Here is a 25145-nt window from a genome sequence, read left to right on the forward strand (position 1 = left end):
CCTCCGCAGTTGGTCACTTCGCGTATTCGACGACCTTGGTCTCCCGGATCATATTGACCTTGATCTGACCGGGGTATTCCAGCTCGTCCTCGATCTTCTTGGCGATGTCCCGGGCCAGCAGGACCATCTGGTCCTCGGAGACCTGCTCCGGCTTGACCATGATGCGGACCTCGCGGCCCGCCTGGATGGCAAAGGACTTCTCCACACCGGGGAAGGAAGAGGTGACCTCCTCCAGCTTCTCCAGGCGCTTGATGTAGTTCTCCAGGTTCTCGCGCCGGGCCCCGGGGCGGGCAGCGGAGATCGCGTCGGCCGCCTGGACCAGGCAGGCCACGATGGTCTTGGGCTCCACATCGTTGTGGTGGGCCTCGATGGCGTGGATGATATTGTCGTTCTCCCGGTACTTCCGGGCCAGCTCCACACCGATCTGCACATGGGAGCCCTCCACCTCATGGTCGATGGACTTGCCCAGGTCGTGGAGCAGACCGGCCCGCTTGGCCTCGGCCACGTTGGCGCCGATCTCGGCGGCCAGAAGGCCCGCCAGATGGGAGACCTCGATGGAGTGGCTGAGCACGTTCTGGCCGTAGCTGGTGCGGTATTTCATGCGGCCCAGCAGCTTGATGAGCTCGGGGTGCAGACCGTGGACGTTGGTCTCGAACACGGCGCGTTCGCCCTCGCTCTTGATGGTGGCGTCCACCTCCCGCTTGGCCTTCTCCACCATCTCCTCGATGCGGGTGGGATGGATGCGGCCGTCCTGGATCAGCTTCTCCAGAGCGATGCGGGCGATCTCCCGGCGGACCGGGTCGAAACAGGAGACGGTGATCGCCTCCGGGGTGTCGTCGATGATCAGGTCCACGCCGGTAAGGGTCTCCAGCGTGCGGATGTTGCGGCCCTCACGGCCGATGATGCGTCCCTTCATCTCATCATTGGGCAGGGGGACCACAGAGACGGTGGCTTCCGCCACATGGTCGGCGGCGCACCGCTGGATGGCCAGGGACAGGATCTCCTTGGCCTTGGTATCGGCCTCTTCCTTGCAGCGGCTCTCGATCTCCTTGACCTTCATGGCCGCCTCATGAGTCACATCGTCCTCGATCTGATGGAGCAGGTAGGCCTTGGCCTCTTCAGCGGTGAGGCCGGAGATCCGCTCCAGCACCTCCACCTGAGCCTTCTTGACCGTCTCCACCTCGTTCCGGGCCTTGTCCAGCTCGGAGATCTTGTTCTGGAGGGTCTCTTCCTTCTTCTCCATGTTCTCGATCTTCCGGTCCAGGTTCTCTTCCTTCTGCTGGAACCGGCGCTCCTGCTTCTGCAGGTCGGCCCGCTGTTCCTTCTGCTCCCGCTCGAAGTCGTTGCGTGCCTTCAGGATCTCCTCCTTGGCCTCGACCAGGGCCTCGCGCTTTTTGGACTCGGCGCTCTTGATGGCCTCGTTCATGATGCGCTTCGCCTCATCCTCGGCACTGGAGATCTCCTTCTCCGCCACTTTCCTGCGCCACTGGACGCCGGCGGGGAACGCGATAACAGCCGTGATCACGATCGCGACCAGGGCTGTGATGATGATCTGCGTCAAAGCTCGATCACACCTCCGTTTTCTACTTTTTTCTTCTTTTTGTCGAACTCGCTGTTATGATGTGCGGCAGTCCGGGGCCGGGTCTGTCCGGTCTGCACAAAATTCAAGAAACTTCCCCATCGGTCTCTTAAAATATTACACCAAATCTATTTTAGAGCCAAGCGCCCGCTCTGTCAAGAAATTTTGCCTCCGGCAGACCGGTCCGGTGGGCAATGCCTCTTCGTTTCAGATCCGATATATCCGTGCGTCCTTTATCACATATCCGGATAAAGTCCCGCCAGTCTCCTCTTTTCTCTTTCCTCCGCAACTTTTGTCCCACCCTCCGGACGGCGGACCGCGCTCGTGCTCCGGCCCGCCGCCGCGGCCCGGTTGACAGGCCCCCGGCGCCCTCCTATAATGGGGTCAGGATCATTCGATATCTAAGGAGGTCTTTCCTATGTCCCGTATCATCGACGCCAAAGGCAAAGCCTGTCCCATGCCCGTCATGATGGCCAAGGAGGCCATCACCGCCGGCGAGGAGTCCTTCACCGTGCTGGTGGACAACCGCACCGCCGTGGGCAATCTCCAGCGTCTGGCCAGCAATCAGGGCTATGACGCCGCCGTCTCCGAGGCCGATGGAGTGTTCTCTCTGGCCTTCACCAAGACCGGCGCCGCGCCCGCACCTCAGGCGTCCGCCGCCCCGGTCCAGGCCGCCCCCGGCGAGGGCTATGCCATTTTCGTCTCCCGGGACATCGTCGGCTCCGGTGACCACGAGCTGGGCACCAACCTGATCCGGATGTTCTTCTACACTCTGGCCCAGTCCGACGATCTGCCCGCCTCCATCCTCTTCATGAACGGCGGCGTCAAGCTCCCCGCCGGGGACGAGCAGGTGATCGAGCACCTGAAGACCCTGATCGGCAAGGGCGTGGAGGTGCTGGTCTGCGGCACCTGCCTGAACTACTACGGCATCGCCGATCAGCTGGGCGCCGGCACCGCCAGCAATATGTATGACATCCTCACCAAGATGCAGAAGGCCTCCAAGGTCATCACGGTGTGATGGACTACTGCCTGATCGCCTTCTCCTCTTCCAGCGGAGCCATCCAGGCCCAGCGGGTATTGAAGGGCCATGTGGCCTTCCAGACCATGCCCGTCCTGCGGGAGATCTCCGCCAGCTGCGGCATCGCTCTGCGCCTCCCGCCGGAGAGTGCGGAGGAGGCCGCCGCCCTCCTGAGCGGATCGGAGCTCCGGCCGGGAGAGTTCACCCTCTACGCCGTCACCGGGCAGGGTCCCGGTCTGACGGCAGAGCCCATCCAGTGACAGATGACAGACCAGATGCGCGCGGCCATCCGGGGACGATCCCCGTTGGCCGCGCGCTCTTTTTCGTCAGACCGGTTTACCTGTCCCGGTCCCCTGTGGTATGATATCCGGAGAAAGAGGGGAGCTTCCTTGAACGATCTCGACCGTCTCCTGCAAGCCGTCCTGACCCAGGCCCGCGCCCTGGACCTTCCCATCTCCTCCCAGATCGATCCCCACGTGGCCGTCGACCGCAGGGCCGTCTGCCGTCTGGGCTGCTGTATCCTGAAAAACGGGCGCTATCAGATCCATCTCTCGGTCCGTCTGTCAGATGGACCGGAGGCGGCCTGCCTCCAGACTCTGGCCCATGAGGCCCTGCACACCTGTCCCGGCTGTCTGGACCATGGGAAGCGCTGGCAGAGCTATGCCGCCCGGATGAACGCCGCCTATGGCTACGCCATCTCCCGGACCTCCGATCCGGCGGCGCTGGGCCTCCCGGACTGGGAGAAGCCCGTCCGCTATGTGCTGGTCTGCCGGTCCTGCGGCCGGGAGTTCGCCCGGATGCGGGCCTCCAGTCTGGTCCAGCATCCGGAGCGCTACCGCTGCCGGTGCGGCGGCCGTCTGGAGCGCAAGTCGTGATGACGGATCGTTCTTTTATTTGAGCAGGATACAGCTCGTATAGGTGATCGTCCGGGGGCCGTAGTAATACCCCAGCCCGGACCGCTCACATACCCGGGAGACCAGCAGTCCATAGGCCTCCATGGACACCACTGCCCGCTCCGGGAAGCAGCAGGGTGCGGCCGGATAGGTACACTCCGGGCAGATCTGGCAGGTGCCCGCCCCCAGAGGCAGACAACCGGGGGCCTCCCGCCGGGCCAGCGCCGCCAGTGCCTCGAAGCGCTCCTTGTGGATCCGCTCGGTCTCCATCATGGTCTCCGCGTCGAAATCGTCCTCCAGGAGCCCGGTGCTCTGGACCAGGACGCCCTGGCCGTACTCCTCCAGCCGGGCCGCACAGTCCTCCAGACTGCCGCACCCCGGCGGACAGGTCCAGCGCCGCCCGTAGGCGCGGCACCGGTCCGCCGCGCACATCTCCCGCACCTCGGGCAGGCACTCCAGCGCTCCCTCTCCCAACGGCCCCGCGTGCTCGAAGCCCAGCTCCGCGGCTTTCTCCATCCAGTCCATATCATCCACTCCCTCGATCATCCTTTGAACGTCCCGATCATCATTCTACCACATCCTGCCCCGCCGCGCGATCCCCCTGGGACGCGTCCTCACCGAAAGGAGCCTTCCATGCATATGTCCCGCCTCCTGCCGCCGGCCCTCCTGCTGACGGCCCTGCTCACCGCCTGCGGCGGTCCCGCCGTGACCCCCAGCAGCTCTCCCTCCCCCACGCTCCCGCCGGAGCCTACGCCATCCCCCTCTCCCGTTCTGAAAGAGGGATATGTGGCCCCGGAGCTGACCACCCAGACCTATCAGGAGACCTACACTGCCTCGGATGAGGATGACACGGTCGTATTGTCCGTGGACTACCAGTTCCCAGACTTCTCCAACAAGGCAGACGCTCTGGCCCTCACCACGATCGCAGACTGGTATGGGACGATGGGGGCGGATATGCTCACCGCTTCCGCCACTACGGCCCAGGACGCCCGGGCCGACTACGACCTGTCGGACACCAGCGGGATCCCCTTCTCTCCCACCATGGAGGAGCTGACCTATACCTGCACCTTCCAGAACGAGCACGTGATCTCCTTCGCCCGGCAGTTCTATGCCAACGCGGAGGGCTGGGCCTATCCCACAGTGCTCCGCACCTCGGAGCAGTTCGACCTGACCACCGGTACCAAGATCGGTTTCTCTCAGCTGGTCACAGACGGCATCGCCGCCTCGGAGGCCGCCGGGAAGGCCTTCATGGCCTCGGATACGGCGTCCCAGCTGGTGGCCAGCGGTCTGGACCGCGCTCAGCTCCAGGCCGCTTTCCAGCCGGAGGACTTTTATCTCACGGACGAGGGCTTCGTGTTCTGGATCCAGTCCGGGTCCTTCGGCCCGGACCACTGCCCCACGGAGGCGCTGGTCCCCTATTCTGCCTTGAAGGAGTATCTTGTCGAATGGATCGGATGATGGAACATACCACACAGACCTTGACGGTGGATGCCTACTCCAGTGACGGAGCCGGCGTAGCCCGTCTGGACGGGGCGGCGGTCTTCGTTACTGGCGGCATCCGTGGTGAGACCTGCCGGGTCTATCTGGACAAGGTGGGCCGCTCCGCCGTCTGGGGCCATGTGGTGGAGGTGCTGGAGTCCTCTCCCGCCCGGCAGACGCCGGACTGCCCCTATTTTGCTCAGTGCGGCGGCTGCCGCTTCCGGCACATGACCTATGAAGAAGAGCTCTCCGCCAAGCGCCAGCGGGTGGAGGACGCCCTCCGCCGGATCGGCGGGCTGGATCTGCCTGTGTCGGAGATCTATGGCGCTCAGGCGCCCGACCGCTACCGGAACAAGGCCCAGTTCCCCGTCTGTCCCGGACCGAAGATCGGATTCTACCAGGCCCGGACCCACGCCGTCACCGATGTGGCCGACTGCCTCCTCCAGCGGGAGCCCGCCATGCGGCTCCGGGCCGCCGCCAAGGCGTGGATGGAGCGGTATCGGATCCCCGCCTACCGGGAGCGTTTCGGGGACGGACTGGTCCGGCACGTCTATGTCCGCACCAGCCGGGCCGGGGACTCCCTCTTCTGCCTGCTGGTGAACGGGACGGGCGTCCCCCATGAGGACGAGCTGGTCCGGATGCTCCGGGAGGCGGAGCCTGGGCTCACCGGTGTGGTGCTTGGGAGCAACGAGAAGAAGAGCAACGTGATCCTGGGGGACCGCTACCGCACCCTCTGGGGCAGGGACTATCTGGACGACGTGCTCTGCGGCCTGACCTTCCGGCTGTCGGTGCCGTCCTTCTATCAGGTGAACCCGGCCCAGACCGAGGTGCTCTACGGCAAGGCGGCGGAGTTCGCCTGCCTCACTGGCGGGGAGACGGTGCTGGACCTGTACTGCGGCATCGGCACGATCGGCCTGACCATGGCGAAGCAGGCCGGGCAGGTGATCGGCGCGGAGGTGGTCCCCGAGGCCATCGAGGACGCCAAGCGCAACGCCGCCCGGAACGGGATCGCCAACGCCCGCTTCCTCTGCGGCGACGCGGGAGAAGCCGCCCGCCAGCTGGCCGCAGAGGGCCTGCGCCCCGATGTGGTGTGCGTGGATCCGCCCCGGAAGGGACTCAGTGAAGATGTGGTGGACACCGTGGCCCAGATGGCCCCCCGCCGGGTGGTCTATGTCTCCTGTGACCCGGCCACGCTGGCCCGCGATCTGGCCCGCTTCGCCCAAACGGGCTATCAGGCACAGACCGCCGTGGCCGTGGATATGTTCCCAAGGACAGCGCATGTGGAGACGGTAGTCTTGATGTCAAGAAAAGATAAATAAGTGCCAGAAAGCGGCGTATTTCCGGGCTTTTTCGGAAGTTTAGATGTAAATCCTAACCTCTGAAAAAGCTCGGTAGATCATAGTTCGCATAACTGTACGCTATCGCAGCTGAAAGACTAATAATAGACCGGAGATTTAATATGATTTCGAAAGCAAAGAAATACGTGGCAGTGTTACTGCTTTTTGTATGCGTGTGTATGATATTTTCTCCCCAGACTGCATATGCAGCCGAGGACAGTTCACAGCATGAAACTGTCAAAGTCGGTTTCTTTTCCATGGATGGTTATCATGTGATGGATGAAGAAGGCAACCGCAGTGGGTATGGCTATGATCTTCTTCGGCTGATGGCCCGTTATTGGGATGTAGATTACGAATATGTCGGATACGATCAGAGCTGGGATGATATGCAGCAGATGCTTGAAGATGGCGAGATCGACATGGTAACATCTGCCCGCAAAACACCGGACAGAGAAGAAAAGTTTGATTTTTCACGTCCCATCGGAACCAATTATGGGATGCTGACCGTCCTCAGTGACAACAGCACGATCGTGGATGGCAATTACAGCACTTACAACGGTATGCGTGTGGCGCTTTTGAACGGAAACACCCGGAATGAAGAGTTTGCGGATTTTGCAGACAACAAAGGATTTACATATGTTCCATCTTATTTTGATACGACCGCAGAAATGGAGGAAGCCCTTCAGAGCGAAAAAGTTGATGCGATTGTTACCAGTTCTCTGAGAAAAACAAACAATGAGCGAATCGTGGATAAATTTGGCAGCAGCGATTTCTATGTCATTGTTAAAAAAGGTAATACAGAATTGCTGAATGAGATCAATTATGCGATCGACCAGATGAATGCAGTTGAGGGTGACTGGAAAACGACACTTTATAATAAAAATTATGAAAGCATCGAAACTAAGAATCTGGAATATACGGAGAAAGAAAAAAGTATTATTTCACAGTATTCCAAGGACAACCCGCTTCATGTTCTGTGTGATCCGACCCGTTATCCATATTCTTATAATGAAAATGGTGAGATGAAGGGGATTATCCCGGATTACTTCCGGAAAATTGCAGACTATGCCGGGATTTCCTATGAGTTTCTTACACCTGCTACCAGAGATGAGTATATTGCTTATCAGAAAAATACGGAAACCACAGATATGAGCATCGATGCACGCCTGGAAACAGATAACTATGCTGAGACGAAAAAATGGGGGATTACCGCACCTTTCATTACGATGCAGATGGCAAGGGTGACACGGCGTGACTTTGATGGAAAAATCAATGTTGTTACTACTGTTGACCAGACAGCATCAAAGTCAATTGAAGATGTAATGGCACCCGGTGCAGAAAAACTGATGTGCAGTACCCGACAGGAAATGATGGAAGCTGTCCGTAAGGGTAAAGCAGATGCTGCCTTCGTCTACTATTACATGGCACAGGCGTTTGTGAACAGTGACACTACGGGCACCATGACATATACTCTGCTGGAGCAGCCTACATTCACCTACCGCATGGTGATTTCATCAACTGAGAACCATGCGCTGGCTGGTATTCTGACGAAAGCAATGTATGCCATGCCACAATATCTTATTGAAGATCTTGCAGCACAGTATACTACACACAAAGCAACAGAGCTGACATTTGTTGACTGGATCCGTCTGCATCCTGTTGTTACTGTTTCGGTTCTTCTTATTTTTGGATGCCTGCTGACTACTATGGCTGTGATAATGGTGCGTCTCAGTGCAAGAAAAAAAGCGCAGAAGGCGGCCCAGGAGAAAGCTGAGGAAATGGCGGAACTGGCAGAGCATGCACAGGCTGCAAACAAGGCAAAAACAGCATTTCTGTCACATATGTCCCATGATATGAGGACACCGATGAATGCAATCATAGGATTTACCGGTATTGCAATGAAAAACGATCCGTCAGACGAAGTGAAAAATTGTCTGGAAAAGATCGACGAAAGCTCAGAGCATTTACTGTCGCTGATCAATGATGTATTAGATCTGACCCACATCGAAAGTGGAAAAGTGAAATACGATCCGGTACCGGCGGATGTGAAAAAGATCACAGATTCTGCATTGGATATTACAAAAGGCTTTCTTACGAACAGGGATATCAACTTTAAGATCCAGCGTGAAGAAGCAAAGATCCCAAATGTACTTGCGGATCCTGCACGCCTGCGTGATGTGCTGGTCAATATTTTGAGCAATGCCGTGAAATTCACTCCGGATGGAGGGACGATCACATTTGAAGCCCAGTGTCAGGAAAAGGGCGGGGATGGATATATAAATATGCGTTACCGCATTTCGGATACTGGTATTGGCATGAGTGAGGAATTTACAAAAGAAGTTTTTGAGGAATTTGCACAGGAAGATTCCAATGTGAGAACGCAGTACCATGGAGTTGGACTGGGGATGGCTATCGTAAAGAAGTATGTAGATATGATGGGTGGAACCATTTCCGTGCAGAGTAAAAAACATGAGGGAACCACATTTACTGTGGATATTCCTTTGGAAATTACAGATAAGGAATGTAATAAGTCAGACACAGGTATTTCTGAAAAGGTAAATCTTACAGGTGTGAATGTCCTTCTTGCAGAGGATAATGAACTGAATGCAGAGATCGCTGCCGTGCAATTGGAAGAGTTCGGGATGAATGTAGAAAGAGTTGTGGATGGAAAGAATGCTGTTGAGATCTTCAGAAATCATCCGGAAGGCACATTTGATGTGATCCTGATGGATATCATGATGCCTGAAATGAATGGTTATGAAGCGACAAAAGCAATCAGGACAATGAATGACAGACCGGATGGAAAAAGCATTCCTATTATAGCAATGACAGCTAATTCATTTGCAGAAGATGCTCAGGCATCGCTGGATGCAGGAATGAACGCACATTTGTCAAAGCCGATCGTGATCGATGAAGTTATAAAAACGATTTTAAGGTATGTATATAATTGATCAGCAGAGGTTCATGAATTAGTGGAATACAATTGACATGAGGACTAAAGTTTGACAATGTGAGAGTGCTATGAAGTGAAGAAAATCGACGGCGATTTTTTACGGATGAGCTGTGATCACGGCCAAAGCAGACGCAAGACCGCCCGCCCCGCTTCGGAATGGAGCGGGGCGGGCGGCATCGTTTCGATCAGTCCTCACCGCTGAGGTGATCGGGCTTCCTGAGGCTGGCGGAGCGCTCCGTGGAGTCCTTCACGCTGTTGGTGCGGAGGCCCCTCTCACGGGGATGGCCTCCGCACCAACAACTCACCTATGCAGCCTCTCCGCCAGCTGTCTCCTGCTGAGTCCACTATCCAATATGTTCGACAAGCCTACACAGAGCGGCTGTGGGACCGTCCGCGGCCCAGACTGGTCTTGCCGTCCTCCATGCAGTGGAGCCGGAGCTGGAAGGCCGTATGCGCCTGGGCGAGGGCCTCCAGATCTGGCCGCGTATGGCGGATCCAGAGACCGCACACACCGCTTTTGGACAGCGCCTCCTGCCGGTACTGCGCACAGGCGGCAGGATCGAATGCCGGTAACACGACCGGCGCGGAGGACCAGGACCAGAGCAGATCCTCCGGAGGCAGTCCCGCCTCCAGCAGGTATCGGGCGGCTCGTCCGGCGAGCGCGCCGGCGGCAATGACCGCGGCACATAGACTGGCGGGGCCCGCATAGACCAGGGGTCCGTCGACCGTGGCAGGCTCCCCCTCCTGATAGGCCAGATGCCAACGGCCCTCTCCGTCCCGCAGACCGATCGTGCCATCCTTTCGGAGGAAGCTCTCAGCGGCCAAGACCGGGTCATCACAGAGGACCTGGACTGTGGGGATCTGATCCGCTCCGTTCGGGAGCCACGTCACCGCCGCCGTCGCTTTGCCTCCATGAAGCCCTTCCAGCAAAAGGCGGGCAGAGCTCCAGCCGCCGGGGGCATGGAGACCGGCATCGACCCGGTCTGGGCCATCGGTCTGACAGTTGTTGGCGGGGCAGTCCTCATAGATCGTCCGGAATGCCTGTCCGGCCCAGTCGAATGCGGTCATATCATCACCAACCCTTTCCCAAAAAGCTTTGGAGGAGCGCACCGTGGTCCGATCGGCCGGAGGTAAAGTCCCGTCCAGTACGCAGAGAGTGGAAGCAGATCTTGCAGGGAGCGTCCCAGTCCCGGGGGACCTTGGACCAGTTGCAGCCGCTCCTGGCAAAGAGTTCACCGAAGGACAGCCCATAGATGTCCTTGTTTTTGTCAAAGGTCAGGCCAGGCAGGACCCGTTCGATATCTTCATCCGGACAATCGACCCAGAGATGGGTCTCCTGACCATAGATCAGACAGTCGTTCACCCGGCCATAGGACTCATTTTCATCGTCCGCGATGCCGAAAATAGGCGCGGTACCGGCCGCCTGCACGACGCAGTCCGGATCGAAGCCCCGGTCCACCAGCGTGGGGAAGGTCTGCTCCACGTTCCGGGCACAGACCTGGACCGCCCCCGCGATCGTTCCCGTCCGGGCCGCCAGAAGGTAGAGTCCGGAGGGCGGGATGCCGATCGCCCGGGCCAGCCGATCTGTCGTCTCCTCGTCCGGGAGCTGTGTGGTCTGGAGATGCGCCACGGCACGGTCTCCGCAGGGATCCCGATAGGAGGTGGAACGGGCATAGGCGTCCATCCCGCCGATGGACCGGAACGGGCCGGAGAAGGTCGTGCGCACACCGTGGATCTCCAAAACATAGATGGCGTCGTGGGCGGAGAGCTCCGCGACCGCGGGCCGGTCCAGCGTGACAGAGGCCGCCGGGACCAGATGCGGGCCGATCTGCATGACCGTGAAGTCCAGCCGCCCCAGCCCGCCCAGACAGCTCTCTGTGAAGAGCTTTCCTGCCCGCCATCCAGCCTTCTCCCGGACCCCCATATCGATGACCACGGCGCCGTTGGAGAGCTGGTGTGCTTTGATCTGGAGCCGGTCCTGGTCGGGAAGGATCTCCTGTTCCACGATCTTGACCGCCCGTTGGTTCAAAGAGAATGTCATGCGCCGCCCTCCTTATGCAGATACGATCGTACTACATATGATAGTACCACAAATATAAGTCAAAATCAACACGATCCAGCAAAAATACCGGCCTAAAATTGTGCGCAAATACAATAAGCGCTCCCCGGCAGCTGCCGGGGAGCGCTTCAGACTGTCAAAAAAGTCATTCCTCCCGTCAAGCGATGCAGGAGCCTCGCAGAGTTCCGTCACCCGCAGGGGACGGAATCAAATAAAAGATGTTTTTCTGAGGACATGTGCCTCAGAAAAAACGCTTCTCATGCCGTTAGTGTGCGAGCAAAGCGAGTGCGCACGGCGGCCTGCATCCCATCGAAGAAATGCCAGTTCGTTCTTTGTGAAGAACGAACTGGCATTTCTGAGAAGCGGCCATCGGCCTTTGCCGACGCACCGGGCGATCCTCTAATTTTCCGGGACAGCCATCTGAGACTCTACGATGTCGCCGCCGTCCAGTGGGACGGAATACCGATATTCCCGTCCGTCGGACCAGGACCCGTGGAAGACGCAACAGCGGTCATCCAAAAGCTCACAGGTCAAAACGACTCCCATGTCATCCAGTGAAAGAGACGCGTCGCTCCCCCATGTCCGATCGTCCCGGCCCAGATAGGCCAGCAGACGGTCGCCAGCGGCGGATGCCCGCGGATCGAAGGTCCCTTCCGCGGTGAAGGGTGAAACGTCTGTCGCCGCGCTGCCTCTATCCCGGATCGGCGGGGCGGCCTGCATCATGATCGGCGCGTCGGACGGCGGAACGGCGGCATGGGAGACGGGCTGTTCTGCCCCATCTGAGGCGGGGGACGCGGACTGCTTGGAGGCAGTCCTTCCGCCCTCTCCCTCCTCCGCTCCAGCAGCCCGGCCGGTCACGCCCTCCTCGGAGGCGCCGGAGGAGGCGTCCCCCTCCGCGATGGACGCGGACGCCGGGACGCTGTCGGCGGCATAGGGCTGGACGGTCTCCGTATCCACCCCCTCTGACGGGAGGGCCCCGGTGCCGGAGGCCACCGCCGTGTGGTCGGCAACGGGGGACATGGACGGAGAGAGGGCTGCCCGTCCCGCCCCCAGCAGGACCACCCCGAAAAGAGCGGCGGACACGGCCCACCGCCGCCAGCGACGTGCCCCGGTCTTTCTTCGGCTATCGTCCAAAGGGACCACCTCGTCGGCGTGGATCTGTTCCAGGACCCGGTCGGTGAGGCCCGCCGGGACCGGCTCGTTCAAGCCGGGCAGAGCGGTGTGGATGGTCTGGAGATCGGCCTGCAGGGCCCGGCAGGGGGCGCAGACGGTCAGATGCTCCTCCAGCATATGCTGCTCATCTTCGGTGAGGGGACCGTCCAGAGCGGCGCTGAGCAGGTCCAGCGCCTCGTCGCAGGATATCATCACGGTCCCTCCTTTCTGCTTGGTGCTCGGTCGTTTTCCTATTGGGTAGACGAAGCGGGAGGCGAAAAGTTCCCGGTGCCCAGCAGATATTTTCGCAGGGCCAGACGGGCCCGGGCGATCCGGGATTTCACCGTGCCCTCCTCCAGCCCCAGCATCCGGGCGATCTCTCCATAGGAGAAGCCCTCCAGCTCCCGCAGGACCAACACCTGCCGGTGCTCCTCGGAGAGGGCTCGGAGCCCTGCCCGCAGGAGCGCCCGGAGCTCCTGCCGTTCCGCCTCCTCATGGGGGCCGGGGCGCTGGTCCGGGATAGCCGGAGCCCGTCCCTCCTCGTCCTCCAGCGGCACAGAGGTCAGGCGCTCGCTCCGGCGCTTGTTCCGTCGGGCATGGTCGATGCACAGGTTATAGGCCAGCCGGTAGAGCCAGGTGGCGAAGGAGCTCTCTTCCTGGAAGCCCTTCAGGCCCCGCCAAGCGTTGAGGAAGGCCTCCTGGGTCAGGTCGGCGGCGTCCTCCGGGTCCCGGGTCTGGCGGAGGATCAGGTTGTAGATCCGGCTCTGCTCCCGCTCCATCAGGGCGGCGAAGGCCGCCTCGTCCCCAGCCTTGGCCCGGCGGATCAGCGCCCGCTCTTCTTCCAAAGACATACCCTCACCATCCTTCCTATCCTCATCCCGAGGGGCCGATCACCGCAGGTCGCGCTTGATGCCTTCTGTGATGCGGCAGATGTCCTCCAGCGTGGCGATCTTGGAGATCTGCTCTTTATAGTATCCCGCATAGGGGACGCCCTTCAGATACCAGGCGTAATGCCGCCGGGCCTCCAGGCAGGCGATCTTCTCCCCCTTGTGGGCGGCGTTGATCTGGAACTGCCGCACCGCCACATCGCACCGTTCCGCCAGAGGCGGGCGCTCCGGGATCTCCTCCCCGGCCAGAGCGGCGGCGCACTGCTGGAGGAGCCACGGGTCGCCGAACACGCCCCGTCCCACCATGGCCATGTCCGCCCCGGTATAGCGCAGGATCCGCACGGCGGCCTGTGGGGAGAACACGTCGCCGTTGGCGATCACCGGGATGTGGACCGCCTCCTTCACCCTGCGGATATAGTCCCAGTTGGCCTCTCCGGAGTACATCTGTTTCCGGGTGCGGCCGTGGACGGCCACCGCCGCCGCCCCCGCCTGCTCCATGATCTGGGCGAACTCCACGCAGTTGATGGAGCCCTTGTCCCAGCCCAACCGGAACTTGACGGTGACGGGCCGGCCGCCGGCCCCCCGGATCACCGCCTCCACCACCCTGGCCGCCAGCTCCGGCGTGCGCATGAGGCCGGAGCCGTCGCCGCTCTGGGCTACTTTCGGCACCGGGCATCCCATATTGATGTCGATGATCTCCGCGCCGGACACCTCGCCGGCGATGCCGGCGGCCTGCTCCATACAGGCCGGGTCGCTGCCGAAGATCTGGGCGGCGGCGGGATGCTCCCCCTCGCCCAGCTTCAGGAGGGGGATGGACTTCTTGTCCTGATAGCACAGGGCCTTGGAGCTGACCATCTCGGTCACGGTATAACAGCCGCTCAGCTCCCGGCAGACCGTGCGGAAGCCCAGATCGGTGACTCCGGCCATGGGGGCCAGGACCAGTCGTGTGGGGATGTTGACGCCGCCGATGTTCACACAGATCCCTCTTTCTCTTTCTTGAAAAGTCAGATTCGCCTCCCTATCATACCATAGGCAGACGGGGCGGGCAAGGGAGGATCCCTTCCTCTTTTCCACAGGTCCCGGAAGAAAAGTGGACATTTTCCGGGAACCGGCCGGGAAATGGCATGGAATGGGGAGGAAATGGGAACGGTCCTCGGCCGGCGACCCGGCTTCCGACGTGGTTTTTCCAGAAAATAGGGTACGATGGAGGACACACGAAAGACGGGAGGGACCGATATGGCGGCAAAGGACGGCCTGAAGAGCCGGGCGGCCCGGATGGGCGAGGAGATGCGGGAGACAGGACGGCTGGTGCTCCGGGCACCGGCCCTGGTGCGGAGCGCCGAGTGCGCGATCCGCTTCCTGCTGGGGGCCATCCTGGCGGGGGCCGGGATCTTTGGGGGATACGCCCCCTTCGGCATGGGCATGGTGGGGGCCTCCGGCCCTGGGATCGACGGGTTCTGCGCCCTGGTGGGCGCCTGCTTCGGCTATCTCATGTTCCAGGGCTTCGTGGAGGGCCTGCGGTATGCCGCCGCGTCCATCCTGATCTTCTCGGCGGCCTTCGCCTTCTGGGACGTCCCGGCCTTCCGGCGGGCCTGGACCATGCCGGCGGCCGCCGCCCTGATGGACGCCATCACCGGGGTGGTCTATCTGTCCGACCGGGGGTGGACGGCAGAGGCCCTGATCTTTTTCGCCACTGAGGTCCTGCTCACGGGAACGTCGGCCTATTTCTACCATCTGGCCCTCGCCCCGTGGAAGGGGCAGGGGGAAGACCTGACCCTTCGGCAGACCGTCAGCCTGCTGATCCTGGCGGGGACGGCTCTGCTCACGCTGGCGGGGATCACCTTTCTGGACGGGGTGTCCGTGGGCCGGCTGGCGGCGGCCCTGGCGGTGATGGTGTGCGCTTATGAGGGCGGGATCGGCCCCGGCGCGGCGGCGGGGGTGTCCATGGGCATCGGCATGGACCTGTCCGCCGGAGGCACGCCCTTCTACTCCATGGCCTATGCCCTGTCCGGCGTCATGGCGGGGACCTTCCACCGGCAGGGGCGGGTCTCCGCCGCCCTGGCCTATGTGCTCTCCGACGGGGTGGCGGTCCTGTGGAGCTGGGGGACCGGGGCGCGGCTCTCCCTGCTGTACGAGGTGTTCGCCGCGTCGGTGCTCTTCCTGCTCCTGCCGGAGCGGAGCCTGCGGCCGGTCCGCGCCCTGCTGGTCCGGGAGCCCCGCCGGGATACGGCGGACAAGGCCCGGGACTACGCCCTGGCCCGGCTGGAGCGGACGGCCCAGTCCTTCCGGGCGATCCATGAGTCCCTGCGGAGCTGTCTCGACCGGACGCCCCGGAACGACAACGACGCCGCCGGGATCTTCGACCGGGCCGCCGACCGGATCTGCCGCACCTGTCCCCGGCAGATCATCTGCTGGCAGAGGGAGTATGTGGACACCTACAATGCCCTCAACGACGCCCTGCCCGCCATGCTGGAGCGGGGGCGGGGCGAGGGGGACGACTTTCCCCGCCCCTTCGCCGACCGGTGCCAGCGGTTCCCCCGGTTCCTGGGGGCCGTGAACGAGGAGCTGGCCGCCCTCTTCTGCCGCCGCCAGTACCAGAGCCGCCTGCGGGAGAGCCGAGGAGAGGTCTGCCGCCAGTACGGGGCCCTGGCTTCGGCCCTGGGCGCCGCGGCGGCGGAGCTGTCCGCGGAGCTGGCCCCGGACCCCATGCGGGAGCGGCGGCTCCGCCAGCACCTCACCGGTCTTGGCATCGAGGGGGACCCCGCTGTCTACTATGACCAGCGGGGCCGTATGCGGGTGGAGATCCAGGGGGTGGGCCTCCAGCCCCTCCGGCGTGGAGAGCAGACCGCAGCGCTGTCCCGTCTGCTGGGTACGCCTCTCCGCCTGGTGGAGGAAGAGCCTCTCCGGCCGGACCGGGTGGTGCTGGCCGAACGGGAGCCCTATATGATCGCGGCGGGCGTGGCCGCCCGGAAGAAGGATGGGGAGACCGTCTCCGGCGATACGGGGGCCTGGTTCAAGCGGGAGGACGGGACGCTCTTCGTGCTCCTCTGCGACGGCATGGGCTCCGGTCCGGGGGCCCATCGGGAGAGCGGCGAGACGGCAGATCTGCTGGAGGACCTCCTCCGGGCAGGCGTACCGCCGGAGGAGGCCCTCCGCACCCTGTCCGGGGCCCTGGCCCTGCGGGGCGAGGAGACGGGCGGCTTCACCACGATCGACCTCCTGCGGCTGGACCTGTTCACCGGGGCGGCGGCGGTGTACAAGTACGGGGCCGCCCCCACCTATGTGAAGAAGGGGGACCGGGTGGAGCGGATCGCTGGGTCGGCCCTCCCGGCGGGGCTGATGACGGGCCAGGAGACGGCTCCGGACATGGAGCGCTTCCAGCTGGACGTGGGGGACTGCGTGCTGATGATCTCCGACGGCGTCACCGGCGGCGAGGGAGACCAGTGGCTCAGGGACAAGCTCCGGACCTTCGGCGGCGAGAGTCCCCGGGAGCTGTCCCGCCTGCTGATCGAAGAGGGCGAGCGCCGGGTGGGCGCCACCGACGACCGGACGGCGATCCTCCTGCGGCTGGTCCGGCGGGAGCCGTAGGGGGACGGGCCCTCAACACACACGGACAACGCGCGCAGCGAAAAGTTGCCGGAATGGAACGCCGGCGTGACATCCCAATATGAAGATCGCCCCCTGTCCAGCGGATACCGCCGGACAGGGGGCTCGTTTTTGCTTTTCGCTGTCTTACACCGCCTGGAAGGCCTGCTCCAGGTCGGCGATGATGTCGTCCACGTGCTCGGTGCCGATGGACAGACGGATGGTGTTCTGATGGATGCCCTGATCCTCCAGCTCCTCGTCGGTCAGCTGGGAGTGAGTGGTGGTGGCGGGATGGATCACCAGGGACTTCACGTCGGCCACGTTGGCCAGCAGGGAGAAGATCTGGAGGTGGTCGATGAAGGCGTGGGCCTCCTTCTGGCCGCCCTTGATGTCGAAGGTGAAGATGGAAGCGCCGCCGTTGGGGAAGTACTTCTCATACAGGGCATGGTCGGGATGGTCGGGGAGCGAGGGATGGTTGACCTTCTCGACCTTGGGGTGCTTGGACAGATACTCCACCACCTTCTTGGTGTTCTCCACATGGCGGTCCAGCCGCAGGGACAGGGTCTCCACGCCCTGGAGGAGCAGGAAGGCGTTGAAGGGGGAGATGGTGGCGCCGGTGTCCCGGAGCAGGATGGCCCGGATGTAGGTGACGAAGGCGGCGGGGCCGGCGGCATCCACGAAGGACACGCCGTGATAGCTGGGGTTGGGGGCCGCGATGGGGGCATACTTGCCGCTGGCCTTCCAGTCGAACTTGCCAGAGTCCACGATCACGCCACCCAGAGTGGTGCCGTGGCCGCCCAGGAACTTGGTGGCAGAGTGGACCACGATGTCCGCGCCGTGCTCGATGGGCCGGATCAGATAGGGCGTGCCGAAGGTGTTATCGATCACCAGAGGCAGGCCGTGCTTATGGGCGATGGCCGCGATGGCGTCGATATCGGGGATGTCGGAGTTGGGGTTGCCCAGAGTCTCCAGATAGACGGCCTTGGTGTTGGGCTGGATGGCGTTCTCCACCTCGGCCAGGTCGTGGGCGTTCACGAAGGTGGTCTTGACGCCGAACTGGGAGAGGGTGTGGGCCAGCAGGTTGTAGCTGCCGCCGTAGATGGTCTTCTGGGCCACGATGTGGTCGCCGGCCTGAGCCAGCGCCTGGATGGTGTAGGTGATGGCCGCCGCGCCGGAGGCAGTGGCCAGAGCGGCCACGCCGCCCTCCAGAGCCGCCACGCGCTTCTCGAACACGTCCTGGGTGGAGTTGGTCAAGCGGCCGTAGATGTTGCCGGCGTCGGCCAGACCGAAGCGGGCCGCGGCGTGAGCGGAGTTCTTGAACACATAAGAGGTGGTCTGATAGATGGGCACCGCACGGGCGTCGGTGGCGGGGTCGGGCTGCTCCTGGCCAACGTGCAGCTGAAGGGTCTCAAAATGATACTTATGCTCGCTCATGTCTATATCCTCATTTCTATTATTTTTCAATTATTTTTTGAAAGATATGATATATGCTCCGGCCGGTCTCAACAGCGGCCGGGAAAGTCCTTCTCGTTCCTCTGAGACCGCGGCATTCGCCCACATCGGAAGTTCTGCCGCAGCAGGCGTCCGAACTGTTCGCTCATCTGCGCCGCCCCCTTATTTCAGATAAACCAACTAAGTAGATTGGTTGATAGAAATATAGCACGGCACGTCTGTCTTGTCAACCACTTTTTCCCGCCTTTTTTGAAAAACCCGTAGGTTTTATGGGAAATAGACGATCCTTCGTCCTCCCTCTTGAATTCCTATAAACATTGTGATATGATAGGTAAATAAAACATCACGAACAAAGGAGGGAGCGTCCGTGCTCATCTCTACCAAGGGCCGGTATGCCCTGCGGGTCCTGACCGATATGGCCGAGCACCAGGGGGACGGATATGTGCCCCTGAAGGAGATCGCCCAGCGGCAGGAGATCTCGGAAAAATATCTGGAGAGCATCGTCAAGATCCTGGTGAAGGGCGGCGTCCTCAGCGGCCTTCGGGGCAAGGGCGGCGGCTACCGTCTGGTCCGGGACCCGGACCAGTTCAGCATACTGGACATCCTGGAGCTCATGGAGGGGTCTCTGGCCCCGGTGGCCTGTCTGGAGAAGTGCAGCGTGCCCTGCGAGCGGATGTCCGTCTGCCACACCCTCCCCATGTGGAAGGGGCTGGACGAGGTGATCCGGGAGTATCTGGGCCGCTTCACCATCCGGGACCTGATGGACAGCGAGATCCCCGGCTACGACTTCATGATCTGACCCGACAAAAAATGACTCCCGGACGCGTTTTTCGAGGAACGCGTCCGGGAGTCGTTTGTTCAGGCGTTGCGCTCGGCCTCCGCCGGGAGGGGACCGGACAGGTCCCGGATCACCTCGCCGGCCAAGATCAGGCCGGCGGCCGCCGGGACGAAGGCGCTGCTCCCCGGCACCTGGCGGCGCTGGGTACACTTCCGGGCCGTGCCCGGCGGACAGATGCAGTGGGCCCGGCAGCTGATGGACATATCCTCGATGGGCGTGATCGCCTTCTCCGGAGACCAGACCACCTTCAGATGCCGGATCCCCCGCTTCTTCAGTTCCCGGCGCATGACTCTGGCCAGAGGGCAGATCGACGTCTCCGATAGGTCTGACACCCGGAAGGCGGAGGCATCCAGCTTGTTCCCTACCCCCATACAGCTAATGATAGGGACGCCCGCCTGCCGGGCCGCCTCCACCAGGGCCAGCTTGCCGGTGACGGTGTCGATGGCGTCCACTACATAGTCATACCGGGAGAAGTCGAACTGGTCCGCTGTCTCCGGGCCGTAGAAGGTCCGGTGGACCGTCACCACGATCGACGGGTCGATGGAGGCGATCCGTTCCTGAGCCACATCGGTCTTGTACCGGCCCACCGTGTCCTGGGTGGCCAAGATCTGCCGGTTCAGGTTGGTGAGGCAGATCCGGTCGTCGTCGATCAAGTCGATGGCCCCCACACCGCTCCGGGCCAGAGCCTCCACGGTATAGCCGCCCACGCCGCCGATCCCGAACACCGCCACCCGGGCCGCCCGCAGGCGGTCCATGGCCTCATGGCCCAGCAGGAGCTTCGTCCTGGAATACTGATCCAACATCCTTATGCCTCTCCTCCCTGTTCCGGCCCGCCGGCCACATCGGTCAGCCAGACCCGCATGGTTCCGCCGCAGACCATGCCCTCGCCGGCGGCCACGTCGTTGGTCATGTCGATGTCCACCATCCGGCTCTCCCCGGTGCCCACCATCAGGAGGGCATCGTCCAGCACGGCGTGCTCGGCACAGCCGCCGCCGATGGTCCCGGCGGTGCGGCCCTCCTCGTCGACCGCCATCATGGCGCCGGACTTCACCGGCGTGGAGCCCTTCGTCCCGCAGACCAGCAGGAGGCACTTCCTCCCCTCTCCCGCCAGCAGCTCCAGCGCCGGGAGGGAAGTGGACTCCTCGATCAGACGGTCTCCATCCCCCTGGCGGGGGCCGCCCTTCCGCCGGTATTCGATCAGCTGGGCCAGGATGGAGATGGCGATCTCGTCCACGGTCAGGGCGCCGATCGGTAGGCCGATGGGGGCCTCTACCCGGCTCAGATCCTCCGGGGAGAAGCCCTCCTGCTCCAGCAGGCGCATGAGTCCCGCCACCCGGCGGCGGGAGCCGATCATGCCCAGATACCGGGGCAGGTCTCCGTCGGCCAAGAGCTGCCGCAGGCAGTCCCCATCGGACTTGTGGCCCCGGGTGACCACCGCCACGAAGTCATAGGGGCGGATGGCCAGCCGCCGGATGGCCAGCGGGAAGGGGGCGCACACGGTCTCCTCCGCCAGTGGGAAGCGGGCCTTGTCGGCGAACTCCGGCCGGTCGTCCACCACCGTCACAGCGAAGCCCAGCTCCCCGGCGAAATGGCACAGGGCCTGGGAGATATGGCCGCCGCCCAGCAGGATCAGCCGCTCTTTGGGCCGGAAGGCCCGGAAGAACGTGCCTCGATCCGTCTCCACGGCCAGTTCCGCCGCGCCGCCGGCCCGGACCTTTGTCAGGATCTCCTGGAACACACGCTTCCGCATGGGCACACCTCACGAAAAGGGGCCGCCGTCCATCCGGGCGGCGGCCCCTAAAAATATCATATCACGGCCCGATCGGCCCGCGGCTCGTCATCAGTCCGCGAAGAGGGGAGTAGACAGGTAGCGGTCGCCGGTGTCGGGCAGGAGGACCACGATGTTCTTGCCCTTGTTCTCGGGACGCTTGGCCAGCTCCAGCGCGGCCCAAACAGCGGCGCCGGAGGAGATGCCCACCAGGACGCCCTCGCTGTGGCCCACTTCCTTGCCGGCGGCAAAGGCGTTCTCGTTGCTGACGGGGATGATCTCATCATAGACCTTGGTGTCCAGCACATCGGGCACGAAGCCGGCGCCGATGCCCTGGATCTTGTGGGGACCGGCCACGCCCTTGCTCAGCACGGGGGAGGTCTCGGGCTCCACAGCCACCACCTTCACCTTGCTGTTCTTGGCCTTCAGGTACTCGCCCACACCGGTGATGGTACCGCCGGTGCCCACGCCGGCCACGAAGATGTCCACCTGACCGTCGGTGTCGTCCCAGATCTCAGGGCCGGTGGAGGCACGGTGGGCCTCCGGGTTGGCGGGGTTCACGAACTGACCGGGAACGAAGCTGTTGGGGATCTCCTTGGACAGCTCGTCGGCCTTGGCGATGGCGCCCTTCATACCCTTGGAGCCGTCGGTCAGGACCAGCTCGGCGCCGTAGGCCTTCATCAGCTGGCGGCGCTCCACGCTCATGGTCTCAGGCATGACGATGATGATGCGGTAGCCACGGGCGGCGGCCACGGAAGCCAGGCCGATGCCGGTGTTGCCGGAGGTGGGCTCGATGATGACGGAACCGGGCTTCAGCAGGCCCTTGGACTCGGCATCGTCGATCATGGCCTTGGCAATGCGGTCCTTCACGGAACCGGCGGGGTTGAAGTACTCCAGCTTGGCCAGGATCTTGGCCTCCAGGTCGTGCTTCTTCTCGATATGGGTCAGCTCCAGCAGGGGAGTCTTGCCGATCAGCTGGTCCGCGGACGTATAGATCTTGCTCATGGTGGTGTCCTCCTAAATTTATAGTATATGTTATTTTTTCTTCTCTATCATGGATCAGGGGCGCGGGTCTCCGCGGCGACATCGCCGGCCCGCTCGGATCGAGGTCTCCATCTCTATCAACCTCTCTGTCTGGTAGGTTGATAGGATTATATCGCCGATAAAGACGTTTGTCAAGGGGGTTTTATGACTTTCTTTCTCGATCCGGAAAAAATCGCTCCGCCGGTAGAACGACAGACGACGGCCAGGACCAGAAAGACGGTCCCTCCGATCTTTTGGGTCGGAGGGACCGTCTCTTCTTCCTGTTCTCATACACCCGTGCGGCTCAGCTCTTCTCTTCTCCCATCCGGAAGCGGAGCTTGTCCAGGTGCCTGTTCTTCTGGTCGTTCTGGCGGATGAGGGCGGCGATCTCGCCCTCGGCGGCTTCGATCTCCTGATGGAAGATCCGGGCGGACACCCGCAAAGCTCCATGGCCCAGGATGATGAGCTGTTCCGTGCCGTCGGAGGTGGCCACCCGGACCCGGTGCTTCCGGCCCAACTCATAGGTCACCTTCTCGATGTAGTTGTCCGCCGTCTCGGCTTCCTTCGTGTAGACCACATGGATGTTGTGGTATTTAGAGACGCTGCCCGGATTGCCCTTCACCTTGTAGGCATCGAACACCACGATCACCTCGCACTTCCGGTAGCCCTGATAGTTGCTCAGGATGTCCATCAGGGCCTTCCGGGCGGCGGAGAGGTCGTTCCGGGCGATGGCCTTCAGCTCGTCCCAGGCGTGGATGATGTTGTATCCGTCTACCAGCAGATACTCCGGCCCCCGGTCCAGGACCTGCACGTTGTACTTCCGGTCATCCAGGCTGGTCCGGGCGGGGGCCTTGGTCTGGGGCCGGAAGGCGTCCCGGCTGGTCTTACCATAGGTCCGCTCATAGATGGCCTTCAGTTCCTCGTCCTGCTCCAGCGGATCGGAGGGCCCGCTCCGGCGGGCGGCGGGGCCGGACACGGCGGCGGGCTCCGGCGCGTCATCTCCCTCCGGCCGGAAGCCGCTGTCCACATGGGCGTGGGCCTTCACCTGATCCCACTTGACCACATAGCCCGCCCCGTGCGCGCAGAACACTGAGTCGGGGGTGTTCTCCAGATCCCGCTCCGGGTCATAGCCGATCGACCGGATCACCGCCTCCGGGTCGTGGCAGGGCTCATAGCCCCGCAGGGTACAGAACAGACGCCCCCGGCCCCTGGTGTAAGAGGCCACCTCCACCGCATAATCCCGGAGGGAGGCCACCGGGGCGGCTCCGGTGAGGACGGTCTCCTCCCCCGCCGTCTCCGGCGGCTGGAGCTCCGCTCCCCGGCGCTGGAGGTCGGTCATGGCCCGGCCGGACTGGGCCGCCGGGACCTCCAGCCGGAAGTCGTACCAGGGCTCCAGCAGGACGCTCTCCGCCTCCATGAGCCCCTGCCGGACCGCCCGGTAGGTAGCCTGCCGGAAGTCGCCGCCCTCGGTGTGCTTCTGGTGGGCCCGGCCCGCCAGGAGGGTGATCTTCATATCAGTGATGGGAGACCCGGTGAGCACGCCCACATGGGGCTTTTCCGCCAGATGGGTCAGGATCAGCCGCTGCCAGTTCCGATCCAGCATATCCTCACCGCACCGGGTGTCCAGCACCAGCCCGCTCCCCCTGGGACCAGGCTCCAGCAGGAGATGGACCTCGGCGTAGTGGCGCAGCGGCTCGAAGTGCCCCATGCCCTCCACCGGCGCGGCGATCGTCTCCCGGTAGACGATGCTCCCCGGGCCGAAGGAGACCGCCAGACCGAAGCGCTCCGCCACGATCCGCCTGAGGATCTCCAGCTGGACCTCGCCCATGAGCTGGACATGGATCTCCCGCAGGGCCTCGTTCCACATGATGTGGAGCTGGGGATCCTCCTCCTCCAGCTCCCGCAGGCGGCGGAGGGCCGTGTGGGGGTCCGTCCCCTCCGGCAGGTCCATCCGGTAGGTCAGCACCGGCTGGAGCAGAGGCGCCCGCCGTCCGGCCTCCCGGCCCAGGCCCTCCCCGGCAAAGGTGTGCGTGAGGCCGGTGACGGCGCACACGGTGCCCGCCTCCGCCCGGTCCACCGTCTGGAACTTGGCCCCGGAGCAGATCCGGATCTGGTCGGCCTTTTCGGTCCAGGCCCCGTCGCCCTCCCCGCCGGAGAGGGCGTCCTTCACCTTCAGGACGCCGCCGGTGACCTTCAGATAGGTGAGCCGTTCCCCCCGGGCGTCCCGGCCGATCTTGAACACCCGGGCCCCGAACTCCGCCGGCCGCACCGGGGAAGGGCCGTAACGGACCAGCCCCCGCAGGAAGGGCTCCACGCCCTCCAGCTTCAGCGCCGAGCCGAACCAGCAGGGGAAGAGCTTCCGGGCGGCGATCATGTCCCGCAGGTCCCCGTCCTCCAGACGGCCCGTGTCCAGATAGCGCTCCATGGCCCCCTCGTCGCACAGGGCGGCCTGTTCCAAAAAGTCCGGATCCTCCCGGTCCCGGCCGAAGTCCACGCATCCCTCGGAGAGCAGGCTGTGGAGCTCCTCCAGCACCTTGTCCCGGTCCGCCCCGGCCAGATCCATCTTGTTGACGAAGAGGAACACCGGGACACGATAGCCCTCCAGCAGACGCCAGAGGGTGCGGGTATGGCTCTGCACCCCGTCGGTGCCGCTGATGACCAGGATGGCGCAGTCCAGCACCTGGAGGGTCCGCTCCATCTCGCTGGAGAAGTCCACATGACCGGGGGTGTCCAGCAGGGTGATCTCCACCCCGTCCAGCGGCAGGACGGCCTGCTTGGAGAAGATCGTGATCCCCCGCTCCCGCTCCAGGGCGTCCGTATCCAAAAAGGCATCCCGGTGGTCCACCCGCCCCAGGCGGCGCAGGACGCCGCCGGTGTAGAGCAGGCCCTCCGAGAGGGTGGTCTTCCCGGCGTCCACGTGGGCCATGATGCCTACGGTCAGTTTTTTCATGCGATCAGTCCGTTCTGTCAGGATGGAGACCATTCTACCACAGAACGGACGGGATGTCACCGATGGGAGCGGTGGGAAGGATGACCACAGCGCAGATACAAAGAGCCTCCTTGTCTGAAAACAGGCAGCGCACCCCCGGTCCATCACGGACCGGGGGCGCTACTTTATCCCT

Annotated in this window: 20 protein-coding genes; 8 read left to right on the forward strand and 12 right to left on the reverse strand. The window is 62.7% G+C overall.

The features are described from left to right. Nucleotides 1-13: 13 nt before the first annotated feature. On the reverse strand, nt 14-1561 hold the full coding sequence (gene rny, locus KQI12_RS05975; protein WP_216571577.1) for a ribonuclease Y: 1548 nt from the start codon (nt 1559-1561) through the stop codon (nt 14-16). A gap of 436 nt (nt 1562-1997) precedes the next feature. On the opposite strand from rny, the gene yedF reads away from it, so the two are divergent. The 3 genes from yedF to KQI12_RS05990 all read left to right on the forward strand — a co-directional run bounded on the left by yedF (nt 1998) and on the right by KQI12_RS05990 (nt 3472). Continuing rightward, entirely contained in the window at nt 1998-2597 is a 600-nt protein-coding gene (gene yedF, locus KQI12_RS05980; RefSeq protein WP_216571580.1) for a sulfurtransferase-like selenium metabolism protein YedF, read from the forward strand. Then, nucleotides 2597-2857, forward strand: coding sequence for a DUF3343 domain-containing protein (locus KQI12_RS05985; protein ID WP_216571583.1), 261 nt, complete (start codon nt 2597-2599; stop codon nt 2855-2857). Before yedF ends, KQI12_RS05985 begins: the two co-directional genes overlap by 1 nt. 129 nt (nt 2858-2986) lie before the next feature. Continuing rightward, entirely contained in the window at nt 2987-3472 is a 486-nt protein-coding gene (locus KQI12_RS05990; protein WP_216571586.1) for a SprT-like domain-containing protein, read from the forward strand. A 15-nt stretch (nt 3473-3487) separates the two neighbouring features. Here KQI12_RS05990 and KQI12_RS05995 read toward each other — a convergent pair whose 3' ends face one another. Continuing rightward, nucleotides 3488-4036 (reverse strand): DUF2284 domain-containing protein, encoded by a 549-nt coding sequence (locus tag KQI12_RS05995; protein WP_216571589.1) that lies wholly within the window; start codon nt 4034-4036, stop codon nt 3488-3490. An 87-nt stretch (nt 4037-4123) separates the two neighbouring features. Here KQI12_RS05995 and KQI12_RS06000 point away from each other — a divergent pair, with 87 nt between their 5' ends. The 3 genes from KQI12_RS06000 (at nt 4124) to KQI12_RS06010 (ending at nt 9257) form a co-directional block, all read left to right on the forward strand. Beyond that, the gene (locus tag KQI12_RS06000) at nt 4124-4948 is read left to right on the forward strand and encodes a hypothetical protein (protein WP_216571592.1); all 825 of its coding nucleotides are present in this window, start codon (nt 4124-4126) and stop codon (nt 4946-4948) included. Further along, the gene (gene rlmD / locus KQI12_RS06005; RefSeq protein ID WP_216571595.1) at nt 4936-6288 is read left to right on the forward strand and encodes a 23S rRNA (uracil(1939)-C(5))-methyltransferase RlmD; all 1353 of its coding nucleotides are present in this window, start codon (nt 4936-4938) and stop codon (nt 6286-6288) included. Before KQI12_RS06000 ends, rlmD begins: the two co-directional genes overlap by 13 nt. Before the next feature lie 140 nt (nt 6289-6428). Next, nucleotides 6429-9257 (forward strand): transporter substrate-binding domain-containing protein, encoded by a 2829-nt coding sequence (locus KQI12_RS06010; RefSeq protein ID WP_216571597.1) that lies wholly within the window; start codon nt 6429-6431, stop codon nt 9255-9257. A gap of 368 nt (nt 9258-9625) precedes the next feature. Here KQI12_RS06010 and KQI12_RS06015 read toward each other — a convergent pair whose 3' ends face one another. The 5 genes from KQI12_RS06015 to dusB all read right to left on the reverse strand — a co-directional run bounded on the left by KQI12_RS06015 (nt 9626) and on the right by dusB (nt 14332). Further along, a complete protein-coding gene (locus tag KQI12_RS06015; protein ID WP_216571600.1) occupies nt 9626-10327 on the reverse strand; it encodes a hypothetical protein in 702 nt (233 codons plus the stop codon). Nucleotides 10328-10331: 4 nt separating this feature from the next. After that, complete coding sequence (locus KQI12_RS06020) at nt 10332-11300, reverse strand: methenyltetrahydromethanopterin cyclohydrolase (RefSeq protein ID WP_216571603.1); 969 nt, start codon at nt 11298-11300, stop codon at nt 10332-10334. 417 nt (nt 11301-11717) lie between these two features. Beyond that, nucleotides 11718-12683, reverse strand: a complete 966-nt coding sequence (locus KQI12_RS06025) for an anti-sigma factor (RefSeq protein WP_216571606.1) — start codon at nt 12681-12683, stop codon at nt 11718-11720. A gap of 38 nt (nt 12684-12721) precedes the next feature. Continuing rightward, entirely contained in the window at nt 12722-13321 is a 600-nt protein-coding gene (locus tag KQI12_RS06030; protein ID WP_253290868.1) for an RNA polymerase sigma factor, read from the reverse strand. Between the two features lie 39 nt (nt 13322-13360). After that, nucleotides 13361-14332: a tRNA dihydrouridine synthase DusB gene (dusB, locus tag KQI12_RS06035; RefSeq protein ID WP_371817979.1), complete on the reverse strand. Its 972-nt coding sequence runs from the start codon at nt 14330-14332 to the stop codon at nt 13361-13363. A 261-nt stretch (nt 14333-14593) separates the two neighbouring features. Between dusB and KQI12_RS06040 the strand changes: the two genes are divergently transcribed. Further along, complete coding sequence (locus KQI12_RS06040) at nt 14594-16945, forward strand: SpoIIE family protein phosphatase (protein ID WP_216571611.1); 2352 nt, start codon at nt 14594-14596, stop codon at nt 16943-16945. 144 nt (nt 16946-17089) lie between these two features. Here KQI12_RS06040 and KQI12_RS06045 read toward each other — a convergent pair whose 3' ends face one another. Next, nucleotides 17090-18376 carry an O-acetylhomoserine aminocarboxypropyltransferase/cysteine synthase family protein gene (locus KQI12_RS06045; protein WP_216571616.1) on the reverse strand — a complete coding sequence of 429 codons (1287 nt, stop codon included), beginning with the start codon at nt 18374-18376 and terminating at the stop codon, nt 17090-17092. Nucleotides 18377-18761: 385 nt separating this feature from the next. Here KQI12_RS06045 and KQI12_RS06050 point away from each other — a divergent pair, with 385 nt between their 5' ends. Next, nucleotides 18762-19193 carry an Rrf2 family transcriptional regulator gene (locus tag KQI12_RS06050; RefSeq protein WP_216571619.1) on the forward strand — a complete coding sequence of 144 codons (432 nt, stop codon included), beginning with the start codon at nt 18762-18764 and terminating at the stop codon, nt 19191-19193. A 59-nt stretch (nt 19194-19252) separates the two neighbouring features. Here KQI12_RS06050 and KQI12_RS06055 read toward each other — a convergent pair whose 3' ends face one another. From KQI12_RS06055 to KQI12_RS06070, 4 genes are all read right to left on the reverse strand, one after another. Then, nucleotides 19253-20035, reverse strand: a complete 783-nt coding sequence (locus KQI12_RS06055; RefSeq protein WP_216571622.1) for a ThiF family adenylyltransferase — start codon at nt 20033-20035, stop codon at nt 19253-19255. A gap of 2 nt (nt 20036-20037) precedes the next feature. Next, nucleotides 20038-20982, reverse strand: coding sequence for an XdhC/CoxI family protein (locus KQI12_RS06060; RefSeq protein ID WP_216571624.1), 945 nt, complete (start codon nt 20980-20982; stop codon nt 20038-20040). 90 nt (nt 20983-21072) lie between these two features. Beyond that, a complete protein-coding gene (cysK, locus tag KQI12_RS06065; RefSeq protein WP_216571627.1) occupies nt 21073-22005 on the reverse strand; it encodes a cysteine synthase A in 933 nt (310 codons plus the stop codon). A 322-nt stretch (nt 22006-22327) separates the two neighbouring features. Then, nucleotides 22328-24973 (reverse strand): translation factor GTPase family protein, encoded by a 2646-nt coding sequence (locus tag KQI12_RS06070; protein ID WP_216571631.1) that lies wholly within the window; start codon nt 24971-24973, stop codon nt 22328-22330. Nucleotides 24974-25145 lie beyond the last annotated feature (172 nt).

Origin of the sequence: Pseudoflavonifractor sp. MSJ-37, from assembly GCF_018917965.1 — a bacterium.
Lineage (GTDB): Bacteria > Bacillota > Clostridia > Oscillospirales > Oscillospiraceae > Pseudoflavonifractor_A.

Bases quoted from the DNA above. Each gene is read 5' to 3' on its own strand.
- yedF (WP_216571580.1), top strand. From the start codon at position 1,998: ATGTCCCGTATCATCGACGCCAAAGGCAAAGCCTGTCCCATGCCCGTC.
- KQI12_RS05985 (WP_216571583.1), top strand. From the start codon at position 2,597: ATGGACTACTGCCTGATCGCCTTCTCCTCTTCCAGCGGAGCCATCCAG.
- KQI12_RS05995 (WP_216571589.1), bottom strand. From the start codon at position 4,036: ATGATCGAGGGAGTGGATGATATGGACTGGATGGAGAAAGCCGCGGAG.
- KQI12_RS06000 (WP_216571592.1), top strand. From the start codon at position 4,124: ATGCATATGTCCCGCCTCCTGCCGCCGGCCCTCCTGCTGACGGCCCTG.
- rlmD (WP_216571595.1), top strand. From the start codon at position 4,936: ATGGATCGGATGATGGAACATACCACACAGACCTTGACGGTGGATGCC.
- KQI12_RS06010 (WP_216571597.1), top strand. From the start codon at position 6,429: ATGATTTCGAAAGCAAAGAAATACGTGGCAGTGTTACTGCTTTTTGTA.
- KQI12_RS06015 (WP_216571600.1), bottom strand. From the start codon at position 10,327: ATGACCGCATTCGACTGGGCCGGACAGGCATTCCGGACGATCTATGAG.
- KQI12_RS06020 (WP_216571603.1), bottom strand. From the start codon at position 11,300: ATGACATTCTCTTTGAACCAACGGGCGGTCAAGATCGTGGAACAGGAG.
- KQI12_RS06025 (WP_216571606.1), bottom strand. From the start codon at position 12,683: ATGATATCCTGCGACGAGGCGCTGGACCTGCTCAGCGCCGCTCTGGAC.
- KQI12_RS06030 (WP_253290868.1), bottom strand. From the start codon at position 13,321: ATGTCTTTGGAAGAAGAGCGGGCGCTGATCCGCCGGGCCAAGGCTGGG.
- KQI12_RS06040 (WP_216571611.1), top strand. From the start codon at position 14,594: ATGGCGGCAAAGGACGGCCTGAAGAGCCGGGCGGCCCGGATGGGCGAG.
- KQI12_RS06045 (WP_216571616.1), bottom strand. From the start codon at position 18,376: ATGAGCGAGCATAAGTATCATTTTGAGACCCTTCAGCTGCACGTTGGC.
- KQI12_RS06055 (WP_216571622.1), bottom strand. From the start codon at position 20,035: ATGTTGGATCAGTATTCCAGGACGAAGCTCCTGCTGGGCCATGAGGCC.
- KQI12_RS06060 (WP_216571624.1), bottom strand. From the start codon at position 20,982: ATGCGGAAGCGTGTGTTCCAGGAGATCCTGACAAAGGTCCGGGCCGGC.
- cysK (WP_216571627.1), bottom strand. From the start codon at position 22,005: ATGAGCAAGATCTATACGTCCGCGGACCAGCTGATCGGCAAGACTCCC.
- KQI12_RS06070 (WP_216571631.1), bottom strand. From the start codon at position 24,973: ATGAAAAAACTGACCGTAGGCATCATGGCCCACGTGGACGCCGGGAAG.